The sequence below is a fragment of the Streptomyces sp. NPDC079141 genome (assembly GCF_040686775.1).
Lineage (GTDB): Bacteria > Actinomycetota > Actinomycetes > Streptomycetales > Streptomycetaceae > Streptomyces.
In genome coordinates this window covers 371,823-386,341 of the sequence record NZ_JBFBLP010000008.1, presented here as the reverse complement: position 1 = coordinate 386,341, position 14,519 = coordinate 371,823, and the positions used below count along the sequence as shown (strand labels likewise).

Annotated in this window: 15 protein-coding genes; 8 read left to right on the top strand and 7 right to left on the bottom strand. The window is 70.9% G+C overall.

Annotated features, from left to right (window positions below; genetic code table 11):
* The first annotated feature begins 228 nt into the window (after positions 1-228).
* On the top strand, positions 229-1,221 hold the full coding sequence (locus AB0Q90_RS23970) for a tellurite resistance/C4-dicarboxylate transporter family protein (protein ID WP_363159095.1): 993 nt from the start codon (positions 229-231) through the stop codon (positions 1,219-1,221).
* Here the strand turns inward: AB0Q90_RS23970 and AB0Q90_RS23965 are convergent.
* Positions 1,199-1,552: a hypothetical protein gene (locus tag AB0Q90_RS23965; protein WP_363159096.1), complete on the bottom strand. Its 354-nt coding sequence runs from the start codon at positions 1,550-1,552 to the stop codon at positions 1,199-1,201. The genes AB0Q90_RS23970 and AB0Q90_RS23965 overlap by 23 nt on opposite strands.
* A gap of 409 nt (positions 1,553-1,961) precedes the next feature.
* Here AB0Q90_RS23965 and AB0Q90_RS23960 point away from each other — a divergent pair, with 409 nt between their 5' ends.
* Entirely contained in the window at positions 1,962-3,035 is a 1,074-nt protein-coding gene (locus tag AB0Q90_RS23960) for an NlpC/P60 family protein (protein ID WP_363159097.1), read from the top strand.
* 12 nt (positions 3,036-3,047) lie between these two features.
* Here the strand turns inward: AB0Q90_RS23960 and AB0Q90_RS23955 are convergent, their stop codons facing one another.
* Positions 3,048-3,758, bottom strand: coding sequence for a response regulator transcription factor (locus AB0Q90_RS23955; RefSeq protein ID WP_363159098.1), 711 nt, complete (start codon positions 3,756-3,758; stop codon positions 3,048-3,050).
* Complete coding sequence (locus tag AB0Q90_RS23950; protein ID WP_363159099.1) at positions 3,755-5,047, bottom strand: PspC domain-containing protein; 1,293 nt, start codon at positions 5,045-5,047, stop codon at positions 3,755-3,757. Before AB0Q90_RS23950 ends, AB0Q90_RS23955 begins: the two co-directional genes overlap by 4 nt.
* A gap of 179 nt (positions 5,048-5,226) precedes the next feature.
* Between AB0Q90_RS23950 and AB0Q90_RS23945 the strand changes: the two genes are divergently transcribed.
* Entirely contained in the window at positions 5,227-6,681 is a 1,455-nt protein-coding gene (locus tag AB0Q90_RS23945) for a PspC domain-containing protein (RefSeq protein WP_363159100.1), read from the top strand.
* The gene (locus AB0Q90_RS23940; protein ID WP_363159101.1) at positions 6,668-6,922 is read left to right on the top strand and encodes a hypothetical protein; all 255 of its coding nucleotides are present in this window, start codon (positions 6,668-6,670) and stop codon (positions 6,920-6,922) included. Before AB0Q90_RS23945 ends, AB0Q90_RS23940 begins: the two co-directional genes overlap by 14 nt.
* Positions 6,923-7,007: 85 nt before the next feature.
* On the opposite strand, the gene AB0Q90_RS23935 is transcribed toward AB0Q90_RS23940, so the two are convergent.
* Positions 7,008-7,538, bottom strand: coding sequence for a DoxX family protein (locus AB0Q90_RS23935; RefSeq protein WP_363159102.1), 531 nt, complete (start codon positions 7,536-7,538; stop codon positions 7,008-7,010).
* Positions 7,539-7,738: 200 nt separating this feature from the next.
* A complete protein-coding gene (locus AB0Q90_RS23930) occupies positions 7,739-9,016 on the bottom strand; it encodes a hypothetical protein (RefSeq protein ID WP_363159103.1) in 1,278 nt (425 codons plus the stop codon).
* A 165-nt stretch (positions 9,017-9,181) separates the two neighbouring features.
* On the opposite strand from AB0Q90_RS23930, the gene AB0Q90_RS23925 reads away from it, so the two are divergent.
* Positions 9,182-10,069 carry a DUF4429 domain-containing protein gene (locus AB0Q90_RS23925; RefSeq protein WP_363159104.1) on the top strand — a complete coding sequence of 296 codons (888 nt, stop codon included), beginning with the start codon at positions 9,182-9,184 and terminating at the stop codon, positions 10,067-10,069.
* Here AB0Q90_RS23925 and AB0Q90_RS23920 read toward each other — a convergent pair.
* Complete coding sequence (locus tag AB0Q90_RS23920) at positions 10,066-10,860, bottom strand: class II aldolase/adducin family protein (protein WP_363159105.1); 795 nt, start codon at positions 10,858-10,860, stop codon at positions 10,066-10,068. The genes AB0Q90_RS23925 and AB0Q90_RS23920 overlap by 4 nt on opposite strands.
* 179 nt (positions 10,861-11,039) lie before the next feature.
* Between AB0Q90_RS23920 and AB0Q90_RS23915 the strand changes: the two genes are divergently transcribed.
* Together AB0Q90_RS23915 and AB0Q90_RS23910 are read left to right on the top strand one after the other, a co-directional pair.
* Positions 11,040-11,648, top strand: coding sequence for a hypothetical protein (locus AB0Q90_RS23915; protein ID WP_363159106.1), 609 nt, complete (start codon positions 11,040-11,042; stop codon positions 11,646-11,648).
* 43 nt (positions 11,649-11,691) lie between these two features.
* Entirely contained in the window at positions 11,692-12,165 is a 474-nt protein-coding gene (locus AB0Q90_RS23910; RefSeq protein ID WP_363159107.1) for a pyridoxamine 5'-phosphate oxidase family protein, read from the top strand.
* A 14-nt stretch (positions 12,166-12,179) separates the two neighbouring features.
* Here AB0Q90_RS23910 and guaA read toward each other — a convergent pair whose 3' ends face one another.
* Positions 12,180-13,754: a glutamine-hydrolyzing GMP synthase gene (gene guaA / locus AB0Q90_RS23905; protein ID WP_363159108.1), complete on the bottom strand. Its 1,575-nt coding sequence runs from the start codon at positions 13,752-13,754 to the stop codon at positions 12,180-12,182.
* Positions 13,755-14,055: 301 nt separating this feature from the next.
* Between guaA and AB0Q90_RS23900 the strand changes: the two genes are divergently transcribed.
* Positions 14,056-14,337 carry a chorismate mutase gene (locus AB0Q90_RS23900; protein WP_363159109.1) on the top strand — a complete coding sequence of 94 codons (282 nt, stop codon included), beginning with the start codon at positions 14,056-14,058 and terminating at the stop codon, positions 14,335-14,337.
* Positions 14,338-14,519 lie beyond the last annotated feature (182 nt).

Genomic DNA, 14,519 nt, shown 5'->3' with positions numbered 1-14,519 from the left:
CGATCTGGCCGGCGTAAAGACACACCACCCCCCAAACCCACAGCACCGCCGGTCCGAGGACGGACACCCCCCGGCGCGGCCCCGACCCACCCACCCACCGCACCCGAGGCGCAACGCGCACCCCACCAAACCCGCGCAGGCCGCCGCAGGCACTGGCACGCCCTCCCCCCGACACGCCCGCGCACGAGCCCCCCGACCAACACCGGCCACGCTCCTTAACATCGGCGCATGCCCGGCACCCCCACCCTCCGCTCCCTCCGCACCTGGTGGTCGCAACGCCCCCCAGCAGCCGGCGCCGCCGTCATGGCAACCGGCATCATCTCGGTCGGCCTGCACATGACGGGCCACGAGACCGTCTCCCGCGTAGCCCTGGCGCTGGCCTGCGCCGCCTGGGTGGCACTGGCCGCGGACTTCGCCGTACGACTGCTGCGCCAGCACGCGAGGTGGGTAACGGAGGCCGAAACCCCCGGAGCGCTCACAGCGATCGCCGCGACAACCGTGCTGGGCACCCGCTTCTCGGCCTTGGGCCGGCAGAGCCTCGCCTGGGCACTCCTCGCCCTGGCCGCACTGCTCTGGCCGGTACTGATCGTGCTGGTCATGCGCCACTGGAAGCACCGCATGCCGGGCGCGGTGTTCCTGAGCTGCGTCGCCACCCAGGGCCTGGCCGTACTCGGCGCCACACTCGCCGCAGCCGAGTCCACGGCATGGCCGGCCCACACGGCGCTCGTCCTGTTCTGGCTCGGCCTCGCCCTCTACGGCCTCGCCCTGGCCCGCTTCGACCTGCGCCAGGTCACCGCGGGCGCCGGGGACCACTGGGTCGCCGGCGGAGGGCTCGCCATCTCCGCGCTCGCCGGCTCGAAGCTGATCGCCGCCGACAGCGCGCGCCTGTACCTGTGGAACAACGATGCCCACGACGTCCTGCGCGCCGTGACCGTCGCCCTGCTCGTGCTCGACCTGGCCTGGTACGCCGTCCTGCTGGCCGCCGAGTTCAGCCGGCCGCGGCTGCGCTACGACGTACGCCGCTGGGCGACCGTGTTCCCGATGGGCATGACGGCCGCGGCAACGCTCTCCGTGGCCGCCGCCCTCGACGTGTCCTGGCTGGAGACACCCGGCGAGGTGCTGCTGTGGATCGCGGTGGCGGCGTGGCTGGCCGTCGCGGCGGGAGCCGTAACGACCGCGCGCGCAGATATCGAGTCGATCAGGTCCACATCACCGCGATGAAGACGTTCGCCGTGGTGAGCAGCCCCACCAGCCCGAACACCCCCTTGTCCACCTTCTCCTCGTCCCGCTTCACATAGACGAGCCCGAGGATCACGATCAGCAGGGCCAGCTTCACGCCGATCTTGACGTTGTTGACGGTCTGGTCGTCCGCCTGATTGAGGCCGACCAGGACCACACCGGTGACCAGCATGGTCAGCGCGCCGTGCAGCATCGCCGGCACAAAGCGGGCGGTGCCCTGCCCCATCGCCTTCATCTGGGTGAGAAAACCCCCGAGAAGAGACGCGATACCAACGATGTGCAGGCCAACGAACAGATGGATGAGTACGTCCATGAAGCCGGAGCCTAATCACAGGCTCCGCCCCCACCCGACACCACCCCACACCCAACCGGATCTTGCATATATGCGCCCCATAGCACCCCGCCCCCCACACCCGCCCCGAAATCCCCTCTTCGGTCATCGCACAGCGTGAAGTCGACCGCCCCGATCCGGGATCACGGTCACATCCGGTCCCCCAACGATCCGCTCCCGACAGTTCCACACAAGGCGTTACCAAGCCGACACACCCAGGTTTAGCGTCCTCCACCAGGTGACCGGCTCCCCACCGCCGCCCGGGCCAGGGGCGGCAGTCGGACACCACCGCCGAGAAGGTCCGGCGGCGGCCTGCTCCCCCTGTGCTAGCCGTCGCCGGACGCGCGGACAAGGCGGTCGTACGAGTTGTGCGAAAGGACGTGCAGTCCACGTGGCAGCGCACCGCAAGCCCAGACAGCGCTCGGTCGGCGGCAATACGGTCCGTACGGCCGCAACGGTCGCCCTAGCGGGCGCGGCCACCGCAACGGGCTTCGACGGAACCGGACACGCCGAGCCCGACCTGACACCGGCGCAGGTCAAGGCGAAGGTGGACAAGCTGTACCAGGAGGCGGAGGTCGCCACCGAGAAGTACAACGGCGCGAAGGAGAAGGCGGAAGCCGCCGAGCAACGGATCAAAACCCTGCGCGACGAAGCGGCACGCAAAACAGACAAACTCAACTCGGCCCGAGACGCGCTCGGTTCCATGGCCGCCGCCCAGTACCGCGACGGCGGCCTCGACCCCGCCCTCCAACTGGCCCTCTCCGAGGACCCCGACACATACCTCGACGGCGCCGAGTTCGTGGAACGCGCGGGCACCCGACAGGCGGCGTCCGTCGCCCGCGTACGCAAGCAGCTACGGGAGATCGAACAACTACGCGGAGCCGCACACATCGAGCTCGCCTCGCTCAAGTCACGCCAGGCGGAGCTGAAACGGCACAAGAAGACGATCACCGGCAAGCTGGACACGGCCCGCCAGTTGCTGTCCCGGCTCTCGGAGGAGGAACGCGCACAGTACGCCGAGGGCACAGCCGGCGAAGCGGCCCGCGCCTCACGCGATGGCACCACGGCCCGCGAAGGCCTCACAGCCCCCGGCTCCGCCACGGCCGCCGCGCCCAACTCCCGCGCGGAGGCCGCCATCGCGTACGCCTACCAGAAGATCGGCAGCCCCTACGTCTGGGGCGCGACCGGCCCGGACGCCTTCGACTGCTCGGGCCTGACCCAGGCCGCGTACCGCGCCGCGGGCATCTCCCTGCCCCGCACGACCTACGCCCAGATCGACGCCGGCCGCCGTGTCTCCCGCTCCGAACTCCTCCCCGGCGACCTGGTGTTCTTCTACTCCGGCATCAGCCACGTGGGCCTCTACGTCGGCAACGGCCAGATGATCCACGCCCCGAACCCCACGGCTCCGGTCCGACTGGCGCCGATCGACGAGATGCCGTTCGCGGGGGCGACGCGGGTGGTGTGAGACGACGGCGGCTCACACCAGCCGTCGCGCCGTCGCCCACCGCGTCAGCTCGTGCCGGTTCGACAGCTGCAACTTCCTCAGCACCGCAGAGACATGGGACTCGACCGTCTTCACGGAGATGAAGAGCTGCTTGGCGATCTCCTTGTAGGCGTACCCCCGGGCAATGAGCCGCAGCACCTCCCGCTCCCGCTGGGTGAGACGGTCAAGATCCTCATCGACCGGCGGCGCGTCCGTGGACGCAAACGCATCCAGCACAAACCCCGCGAGCCGCGGCGAGAACACGGCGTCCCCGTCCTGCACCCGGAAGATGGAGTCGACCAGATCCGAACCCGTGATCGTCTTCGTCACATAGCCTCGCGCACCGCCCCGGATCACACCGATCACGTCCTCCGCCGCGTCCGACACGGACAGCGCGAGAAAGCGCACCGGCTGCTCCGCATCAGCCATCAACGGGGCGCAACGGCGCAGCACTTCGACGCCGCCGCCGCCCGGCAGGTGCACATCGAGAAGGACGACCTCGGGCCGGGTCGCGGTGATGACCGTGACCGCCTGGTCGACGTCCGCGGCCTCGCCGACGACCTCGACGCCGGTCTGCTCGGTCTGGCCGATCTCGGCCTGCACCCCCGTGCGGAACATGCGGTGGTCGTCGACGAGGACCACGCGCACCCGGCGCTCGCCTGCGCTGCCGGTGGCCTCCGCCGTACCGCTCGCCTCGTCGCTCATGACGTCTTCTCCGCCCTCTCCATCTCCAGCTCGACCTCCGTGCCGCCGCCCGGTACCGCGCGCAGCCGCGCCGTACCGCCGTTGCGCTCCATGCGGCCGATGATCGATTCTCTAACGCCCATGCGGTCGGCGGGTATCGAGTCGAGGTCGAAGCCGGGGCCACGGTCCCGGACGGACACGAAGACCGTCTTCCCCTCGACTTCGGCGTAGACCTGAACGGCGCCGCCCTCGCCACCGTACTTCGCCGCGTTCACCATCGCTTCGCGTGCGGCCTGCATCTGTGCGCCGATCTTCTCGTCGAGCGGGCAGTCGCCGACCACGACGACCTCTATGGGAACACCGTGCTTGTCCTCGATCTCCGCGGCATTGCGCCGGACCGCGTCGGCGAGCGTGGCGGGCTCGTCCTCTTCGTCCTTGCCGGTGCCCTCGGGTTTGTAGAGCCACGTGCGCAGGTCGCGCTCCTGAGCGCGGGCCAGCCGGCGCACCTCGCTCGCGTTCTCCGCGTTGCGCTGGATCAGCGTCAGGGTGTGCAGCACCGAGTCGTGGACATGGGCGGCGACTTCCGCACGCTCCTGGGCGCGGATGCGCATCAGGCGCTCCTCGGAGAGGTCCTGGGTCATGCGCACCAGGTACGGGCCCGCCAGGAGCGTTATGCCGACGAGGACCGCGAGGGCCGCCTGGAGAACGGAGCCGAGGTGGGCTGCGGAGCCCTGGAGGACGAAGATGCCGGAGACACCGGCCGTGACCAGCAGCACGCCGCCCGCGGCGCGCAGCAGGGTCAGGGTGCGCCGGCGGCGGCCGACCTCCATCCAGCGGGCCCGGCGGGCGTTGTCCGCCTGCCGCCAGACCAGGGCGACGCCCGCGCCGACCAGCACGGCGGGCCACAGGTAGGCCTGGGCTCCGCTGCCGAGGTCGACACTGCCCACGAAGACCATGGCCACCACGACCATGAGGAGCAGGGCGACGATCTGCCCCTTGTCCGGCTTGCGGGCGACGACTCTGCGACGGCCGTCCGCCGAGGTCTCGGTGGTGACGAACGAGGGCGACTTCTGGCCGGCGACCCCGCCGACGCCGAGCGGCACGAAGAACCAGAACGCCGCGTACAGCAGCGCGCCGAGACCGTCGGCCATGAACAGGCCGACGAAGACGAGCCGCACCCAGATCACGGGCAGCCCGAGGTGCCCGGCGAGCCCCCGCGCCACGCCACCGAGCCAGCGACCGTCACTGCTGCGGTAAAGCTTGCGCGGCGGCCGCGGTTCGACGACTGGCGCTGCTGCGGCTTCCGACATGCCATCGATGGTCACACGGCCGGCAGGGCCGGGCATCAGGGTTGACCCCCGAGACTCCCCCGATCTTCGAACCGGTGCCCGGTCGAACATCTCCCGGTCGCCGGCTCAGGGGCGATTTCAGGGTCGGGCCAGGGTCGTTCCGACTGCCGCCGAGGCTCCGCGGCCGTCACCATGGAGTCATGACAGATCACCAGCACGCCGCGACGGGTCCGGGACCCGGCTCCGGCCCGCGCCCCGCTCCGGGCGCCGGGCCGCAGGATGCCGCGCCCGCCGCGGATGCCGCACCCGCCGCGGGCGACGCCGGCGCGGCCTCGCGTGTGCGCGGGCGGGCGGGCGCGCAGGAAGAGGGAGGGGTTGCCGAGCCGCCTCACCGGTTCCGGCGCGACCGGCGGCACAAGATGCTCGCCGGGGTGTGCGCCGGGCTCGGACGGCAGTGCGACATGGATCCGGTGATCTTCCGGATCACGCTCACGGTGCTCTCCGCGACCGGCGGCCTCGGCCTCATCTTCTACGGCTTCGCCTGGCTCTTCGTCCCGTACGAGGACGACGAGCAGAACGAGGTGCGCAGGCTGCTCACCGGCCGCGTCGACGGCCAGGCGCTGACGGCCGTGCTGTTCGCGCTGGTCGGCTGCGGTGTCTTCCTGACGATGCTGAGCAACGGCGGGGTGCTGAGCTTCGCCGTCATACTCTCCCTGCTCCTTGCCGGCGCCGGGTACTGGTCGCGGCAGCGCGGCGGCACCGATCCCGACCCGCTCGCCGCACAGGCCGTCGCCGACGCCCCGCCGGAGGCCCAGGCGCCCCCGGCCCCCGCCGCCTTCCCCTCCTGGTGGCGCGACCCCATCGTCAAGGACGGCACCCACGTCGGCGGCACCGGTTATCTCTGGGGCCCCCGGGACTCCCGCGACCTGGACATCGCGGCGGCCGTCAACATCAGCCTCGGCGCCTACGGCGACGACTACGAGGCCCTGCGCGCCCGGGGCCCCCAGCCGCCGAAGCCCCGCGGGCCCCGCTGGATCGGCGGCTGGCTCTTCCTGCTCGCCGTGTGCGCGGGAGGTCTCGGCACCAGCCTCACCTGGGAGGAACATCCGCTCGGCACCAGCCTCCAGACCGGACTGGCCTGTGCGCTGATGGTCTTCGGCATAGGCATCGCGGTCAGCGCGTTCCTGGGGCGCACCGGGGCCGGGTCGGTCTTCCTGGCCGTCGTCACCGCGGGCCTGCTGGCCGCCTCGGCCGCCCTCCCCAAGGACATCGGCACCGAGTGGATGCGCACGACGTGGGAGCCGGCCTCCGCGGCGGCCGTCCAGCCGCAGTACGACCTCGGCACCGGCGTCGGCACCCTTGACCTGAGCCGTCTCGACGTCGCCGAGGGGCAGACGGTGCGGACGAGCGCCGACGTGGGCCTTGGACAGCTGAAGGTGATCGTTCCCCAGGACGTCACGGTGAAGGTGAGCATCGACGTGGGCATCGGAGACATCCAGCTGCCGGGCGACGACAAGGAGGACGTGGATGTGGCACCCGACAAGCACAAGGAGGTGACCCTGTCGCCGGCGAAGGGCATCGAGCCCGGGGGCACGATCCATCTCAATCTCGACGTCGGTGTGGGACAGGCGGAGGTGAGCCGTGCTGCGGCATGAGTTCCAGCCCGGGCGGCTGGTCGTCGGCGCCTTCCTCTTCCTCGCCGGTGTCATCTACGCAGGTGACGCGGGCGGCCTCTGGGAGACGCCGTGGTTCGTGGTCATCCCGGTCGTCATGGCGGGCCTGGGCCTGGCAGGGACGGCGGCACTGCTGACGCGGGGCATACGCCGGCGTCGGCGGCTGGGCGGCACAGCGGCCGACGGGGAGACGACGGGGGCGGAGAGACCGGCGGCGCACTGACACCGGCGGGGCGTGGAGCCCGGATCGGTGCGTTCCGTCCGCCGTCGGCGGCGACCCGCCCGCGCAGTGCTCCCGCCGACCGGAGCTACCGGTAGCCCCCCGCTCCCTGTCGTCGGCGGGCGCGGAGCATGGCGTCCAGGGACAGATAGGGGGCTCCCGCGAGGACCAGGGGCAGCCAGGCCATCAGGTAGGCGAGGTCGTTGCCGTAGTAGTACGGCTCGGCGGCCCAGCTCACGGTCAGCCACAGGCTGAGCGAGATCAGGGCGCCGCCGAGGGCCGCCAGGCGGGCGAACAGGCCGAGGAGGGTGCCGATGCCGACGGCCAACTCACCGAAGGCGATGGCGTAGCCGAAGGCGACGGGGTTGTCGAGGGCCATGTCGACCATGCTCGGGAAGGCGGAGGAGTCACGGACGGCGCGCATCATGTCGCCGATCGAGCCGGAGCCGGAGTCCTTCATGAAGGCGCTGTCGGTGAGTTTGTCCAGGGCGGCGTAGATGAAGGTGACGCCGAGGAAGACGCGCAGAGGGAGGAGGGCGTAGTGGGTGGCGAGGTCGCGCCAGTCCCGGCCGCCGTCGAGATAGGGGGAGTGCGTGTCCGTACGAAAGCCGTGAGTCATCGTTGCTAGCCGCCTCTCGCGCGTGCCGGGACGTGACCCCTCAGAAAACGATACGTACACCGCCGAGGGTCAGCTCAATCCTGACCCGACCAGTTTCTCCGCCTTGACGGTTTTTCGCCCCCGCCGCACCGACCCGTCCACTCCCATCCCATCCCATCCCCGCCCATCCCATCCCGTCCCGGAGGGCTGCGCAGCCGCCGCTACTCCGTCACATCGATCGCGTACCGCCCCGTCTCCACCCCCGCCGCCGTGACCACCTGCACCTCCACCCGGCCCGGCTCCACGTCAGCCGGGACCGGGACCGTCAGGACCGTGTCCGTAGGGTTGCTGAAGCCTCCGGTGACGGGGACGAGGGGGACGTGGACGTTGACCGGGCCGATGCGGACGACCATGCGGGAGAGGCGGGCGGCGTTGTCCGCGCCCGGGGGCACGAATCCGGCGCCGCGGATCTCGATGTCGTCGCCGGTGCGGATCGGTCCGTCCAGGTCGCCGGCCTCGCGGGCGCGGACGACGGAGAGAATCACCGGGCGCCCGCCCTCGGCGTACTTCCCGGCGAGGTAGGTGGCCGAGGAGATCAGTACGACGACCGCCAGGCCCCAGGGCAGGTCGGGCAGTTGGTCGGGGCGCCGGGTCAGCCGTACCGCCGCGAACAGCAGGGCGACGCCGCTGATCACGACGTACTGGATGTCGGCGAAGGTGCCGCGACCGGCGTCGTCCGTGAGCAGGTCGGCGGCGCGGGGGCGGTCCGCCCGTACCTTCTGGAGCCGCTGCCCCAGGACGCGGAGTCCGACCACCCGTCGGACCAGGACCGCGATCGCGCACACCACGGCGAGGACCGTCACCGCACCGGCGCCGCGGGCGAGTTCGAAACCGGAGATCAGTCGATCCCGTTCCGCGTGGTTCGAGGCCGCGGCCAGGCGGCCCACCAGGACCAGCACCGCGTACGCGACGAACAGCACCCAGGCTGCCGCCACCGCGCGCGAGGTGGACAGCCGGTTGTCCTCGCCGATGACCGGGGCCAGTGATCCGCCGCGGGCACGGTGGAACCACGAGGCGGCGGTCAGGGCGCCGGCCGTGACCAGGGCCGCGAGCAGTCCGGCCGTGCGGGCGCTGGTCCAGCCCGCGCCGATCGCCGTGAGCGACTGCACCAGGAGGAGCAGCAGTACCAGGGCCCACACCGTGTACGCGGTTCGGCGCCACAGGCGGGCCAGCCAGGCCTCGCCCTCGGCGCGGCCGCGTTCGGCGACCAGTTCGGCGGACTGGGTGAGCTCCTCCGAGACCCACTGGCGGGATGCCGACGCCGAGTGGGCCACCGCCGCGGGCAGGCCCTGCCCGGCCGCGAACTCGTCCCGCTTCAGCAGGAATTCGGCGACCGCCCGCCGGTGTCCCGCACGTGCCCCGTGCGGACAGTCCCCGCAGGTGCAGCCGCCTTTGTGCGCACCCGCGTCCGTGCTCTGTCGCGCCTCCTGCACCGCCACGTCCGACGCCCGCCTTCCCCGCGCTCAGTACCGAGACAACCCCCGTGCAATGACAGCGAATTGTGCCCTACGCCACCCGGGGCGCGTCCGGCAGGTCCGGCCGTTGGAAGGCCCGGGAGGGTGATGCAGGGATCGCCGTGTTGACCCGGCTGCGAGAATTTTCCTATGGCCGAGATCATCCAGCGCGACGGGACCTGGGCCTTCGACGGCACCACGGTCAGGATCACGCCGGGCCTGCACCGCTCCGTGCCGCTGTTCCGGCAGACGTACGGGGAGATCGCGGTGCCGCTGGAGGCCGTGGCCGGCATCGCCTTCGAGCCCGAACGCAAGCGCGGACGGCTCCGGATGCGGCTGCGCGAGGGCGCCGACCCGCTCCTCCAGGCGACCGGCGGCCGGTTGCCGGACACGGCCGATCCGTACCGGCTGACGGTGGACATCGACCGTTCCGGAGTTGCGGAGTACGTCGCCGAGGAGATCCGCCACGCCCTGCTCCTGGACCAGATCCCCAAGGAGGCCACCAAGGCCTACCTCCTGCCGGGCCCGCCCGTCCCGGTCTCCGTCCGCTCCTCCGACGGCACGGTCTCCTTCGACGGGATCCAGGTGCGGATCGACTGGGCGGACACCTCCGACCGGGTCAAACGGGCCACCGGGCCGCGCATCGTCAACCTCGGCGACGTCGTCCAGGTCGAGTGGCTGCCCAACTCCGGTTACGAGGACGGCTTTCTGCGCTTCGTGACCCGTGAGACGACGTTCGCCAAACTGCCGCCGGAGAAGGACCCGTACGCCCTCGACCTGTGGGGCAGCGCCCGCCGTGATCTGCTCACCGCGCTCGTCGCCACCGCGGTCACCGCCCGTCTGCCGCACCCCTCCACCCGCACCGGCGACGAGTACGCGGACCGCCCGCCCCAGCTGATGACCACCGTGCCGCCACCGGCCGACCATCACGACGTACTCCTGCGCAGGCTGCGGGAGTTGGGCGAGCTGCACCGCGACGGGGTGCTCACGGACGAGGAGTTCGCGATGACGAAAGCCGCGGTCCTCAGAGGGTTCTAGGACAGCAGGTCCGGCTCGCTCCGGCTGATGTCCTGCCACAGGGGCTGGTAGTTGATCCACGCCACCAGGTCCCCGCCCAGCTGCTCCCGCGTCGACACCGCCGCCCGGTGGTCGATCAGGACGGGCCGCCCCGCCGCCTTCGCCGTCAGCTGCACCTGGCAGGAGCGCTCCAGCGACAGGAACCACCACGCCGCCGCGTCCACCGAGTCCCCCACGGTCAGCAGCCCGTGGTTGCGCAGGACGAGGGCCTTGCAGGAGCCGAGCGCGGCGGCGATACGGCGGCCCTCCTCGGCGTCGACGGCGACGCCGCTGTAGGCGTCGTAGAGGGCGATGTCCTCGTAGAAGGCGCAGCTCTCCTGGGTGATCGGGTCCAGCAGCTCACCCAGGGCGGAGAGGGCCCGGCCGTGCACCGAGTGGCAGTGGGCGACGGCGACGACGTCGGGGCGGGCGGCGTGGACCTGGGCGTGCACGGTGAAGGCCGCCTGGTTGACGTGGTAGCGGCCGTCGACGACCTGCCCGTCGGAGTTGGCAAGCACCAGGTCGCTCACGGTGACGTGCTTGAAGGGCATTCCGAACGGGTTGACCCAGAAGCAGTCGGAGAACTCCGGGTCGCGGGCGGTGATGTGCCCGGAGACCCCGTCCTCGAATCCGAGCCGCCCGAAGATCCGCAGCGCGCCCGCGAGCCGTTCCTTGCGGTGCCGGCGCTCGTCCTCGACCGATTCGTGCATCGGTGGCATGGCGAACCGGAGCCGGTCGGTGGGCAGCGGGTGGGGCGGCGTGGGCCCGTGCATGTGTCCTCCTGCACTGGGTTCCTTTACAGGGCGGAAGTTACCGTCGGTCAGGGCAAAAGGGCAGAGCCGAGTTGTAAAGATGACGAGTGCAACCCTCGCGGGGCCTCATGGGTCTACTGTACGGAATCGGACATTCAGCGTCCGGTTCCGGCCAGCACGACCCAGTACCGGAGCCCCCTTTGAGCATCGACCGCCACCTCAAGCCCCTCATGCGGCAGATCGCGACCCAGGACACGATCGAGATCGTCCACCCCGACGACCCGGAGACGGCCGGCGCACTCATCTACGTCGCCGAGTGCTACGGCTTCCGGTACGCCGGCGTGTGGCTGTCGGACCGGGCCAGCGTCATGCGTGTCCAGCTGACCCGTGATGCAAGCCCGGCGGCCCGGCAGCGGGCGGCGGCCAACCTGGCCGCGTTCCCGGACCCGGGCAAGGGCCGACCGGTGCCCGGCATGTATCTGGGCTCGCTGAAGCCCGTGCCGGAGACACAGCCGGAGGTCGACGTGCTCACCACGGTCGTCCGCTACGACCTGACCCTCGCCACCGAGAACCGCAGGAAGCTGCTCGCCATGGCCTGGGGCTCCGCGGCCCTGTTCCTGCTGCTGGCCCTGGTGACCGGGAAGTTCCTCGTCCTGCTCCCGCTCGCCGTGCTGACGCCGGCGTTCCTGCTGGGTTCGCTGCGGATCAACGCGGCCAAGCGCGCGAAGCTGGCCGAGAAGCTGACCGCGGCCGGCTGGACGCCGGTCCGGGACGGGGACGGTACGGAGAGGTTCGTACGCCCGGCCTGATATCCGGACAGAAGATGTCGGGTATCCGCGTCACACTCGTCGTATGACGCACAACTGGGGAACCTTCACCACCGCCGAACCCGATCTCGCGAAGACGGTCGAAGAGCGCTTCGGCGCGTTCACGCACCACATCCTCGCCACCCTCCGCAAGGACGGCTCCCCGCGCACCACCGGCCTGGAGGTGCGTTTCCTCAACGGTGAGCTGTGGCTCGGCATGATGCCGAACTCGCTGAAGGCACTCGACCTGCTCCGCGACCCGCGTTTCGCGCTGCAGGCGAACCCGGGCGGCGGCACCGCAATGGGCGGGGGTGACGTCCGGATCGCCGGGCGGGCGATCGAGGTCACCGATCCGCTGGTCAAGGCCGGATACAGCGAAGAGGTGGAACCGCCGGAGCCGTTCCACCTCTTCCGCACCGAGCTGACGGAGGTCGTCAGGACCTACGTCGAGGACGACAAGTACCTGGTCGTCCAGGTCTGGAAGCCCGGTGAGCCGGTGCGCACGATCAAGCGCACCTGAGTCTCAGCAAAGACTCACTCCCACTCGATGGTGCCCGGCGGCTTCGACGTCACGTCGAGGACGACCCGGTTGACGTCACGGACCTCGTTCGTGATCCGCGTCGAGATCTTGGCGAGGACGTCGTACGGCAGGCGGGACCAGTCGGCCGTCATGGCGTCCTCGGAGGAGACCGGGCGCAGGACGATCGGGTGGCCGTAGGTGCGGCCGTCGCCCTGGACGCCGACGCTGCGGACGTCCGCGAGCAGGACCACCGGGCACTGCCAGATGTCCCGGTCGAGACCGGCCGCGGTCAGCTCCTCGCGGGCGATGGCGTCGGCGTCACGGAGCAGGTCGAGCCGCTCCTTGGTGACCTCGCCGACGATCCGGATGCCCAGGCCCGGGCCGGGGAACGGCTGGCGCTGGACGATCTCCTCGGGCAGGCCGAGCTCCTGGCCGACCATGCGGACCTCGTCCTTGAACAGCTTGCGCAGCGGCTCGATGAGCTTGAACTCAAGGTCCTCGGGGAGGCCGCCCACGTTGTGGTGGGACTTGATGTTGGCGGTGCCGGTGCCGCCACCGGACTCGACCACGTCCGGGTACAGGGTGCCCTGCACCAGGAACTCCACCGCCGGACCCTCGTCCGCGATGATCTCGGCCTGCGCCTGCTCGAAGACCCGGATGAACTCCCGGCCGATGATCTTCCGCTTCTCCTCGGGGTCCGAGACACCCTTCAGGGCGGTCAGGAAGCGCTCCTCCGCGTCGACGACGACGAGCTTGACGCCGGTCGCGGCCACGAAGTCCTTCTCGACCTGCTCGGTCTCGCCCTTGCGCATCAGACCGTGGTCGACGTACACGCAGGTCAGCTGGTCACCGATGGCACGGGCGACCAGGGCCGCGGCCACGGCCGAGTCCACGCCGCCGGACAGACCGCAGATGGCGCGCTTGTCGCCGACCTGCTCGCGAATCAGCGCGACCTGCTCGTCGATCACGTTGCCGGTGGTCCAGGACGGGGTGAGCCCGGCGCCCCGGTACAGGAAGTGCTCCAGCACCTGCTGGCCGTGCGTGGAGTGCATGACCTCGGGGTGGTACTGGACGCCGTAGAGCTTCTTGTCGTCGTTCTCGAAGGCGGCGACCGGGACGACGTCCGTGGAGGCCGTCACCGAGAAGCCCTCGGGGGCGGCGGAGCAGGCGTCGCCGTGCGACATCCACACGTGCTGCTCGGCCGGGGTGCCCTCGAAGAGGGTGGAGGACGACCTGGAGACGTGCAGGTCGGTACGGCCGTACTCGCGGGCGCCGGTGTTGTCGACGGTGCCGCCGAGGGACTGCGCCATCAGCTGGAAGCCGTAGCACATGCCGAAGACGGGGACGCCGGCCTCGAAGAGCGCGCGGTCCAGGCGCGGGGCGCCCGGTTCGTACACGGACGAGGGGCCGCCGGAGAGGATGATCGCCGCCGGGTTCTTGGCGAGCATCTCCTCGACCGGCATGGTGCTCGGCACGATCTCGCTGTAGACCCGGGCCTCGCGGACGCGTCGGGCGATGAGCTGGGCGTACTGCGCGCCGAAGTCGACGACCAGGACGGTGTCGGGGGCGGCTGGGGTCGCTGGTGACACGGGTTGCCTTCCGGCGGCTTGAAAAGGGCTGTGCCACCGATTCTAACGGGGCCGCGGCAGGTGACCCCCGTCTCAGGATGCGAACCGGCTTGGAGGCCTCCGCGGGGCGCGGCATACTGACCCCATGCTCACGCACCCGACCTTCCTCTTTACCTATGGCATCCGGCCCGCCGGCTGCCATGGTCGTGCTGCTTGAGCTACTGACAAGCGACTTCCCAGGCGCCCCGGGCCGACAAGGCCCGGGGCGCCTGCCGTTTCCGGACCGTGTCGATCCGGGGCCTCTTCCCCAAAGGAGCCCCCTATGACCGCCCTCGACGTGACCGGCGCCCGTACCTCCGAGGCCGCCGACGTGATCACCGGCGCCCGTGAGCGCATCGACGCGCTGGACGACCGGATCATCGGCCTGATCCAGGAACGGATGGCCGTCTCCGCCGTCATCCAGGAGGCGCGGATCACCTCCGGCGGACGCCGGGTGAACCTCTCGCGGGAGATGGAGGTCCTCGGCCACTACAGGGAGGCGCTGGGCAAGCCGGGCACCGCGCTGGCGATGACGCTGCTGGAGCTGTGCCGCGGAAAGATCTGAAACGGCGTTCCGTGGACGTACGTACGCATGTCCTCTCACCCGTACGGCGCGTGACCGCCCGCGGAAGGCTTCGTTGGTCCCGATGTCCGTGCCAGCCAGGGGCGGGCCCGACAGAACCACGCGTGGCTCGCTGGAGCGATGAGGCGTACGGATCGTGCCGTGCGCCGTGGGACCTCGCTCCA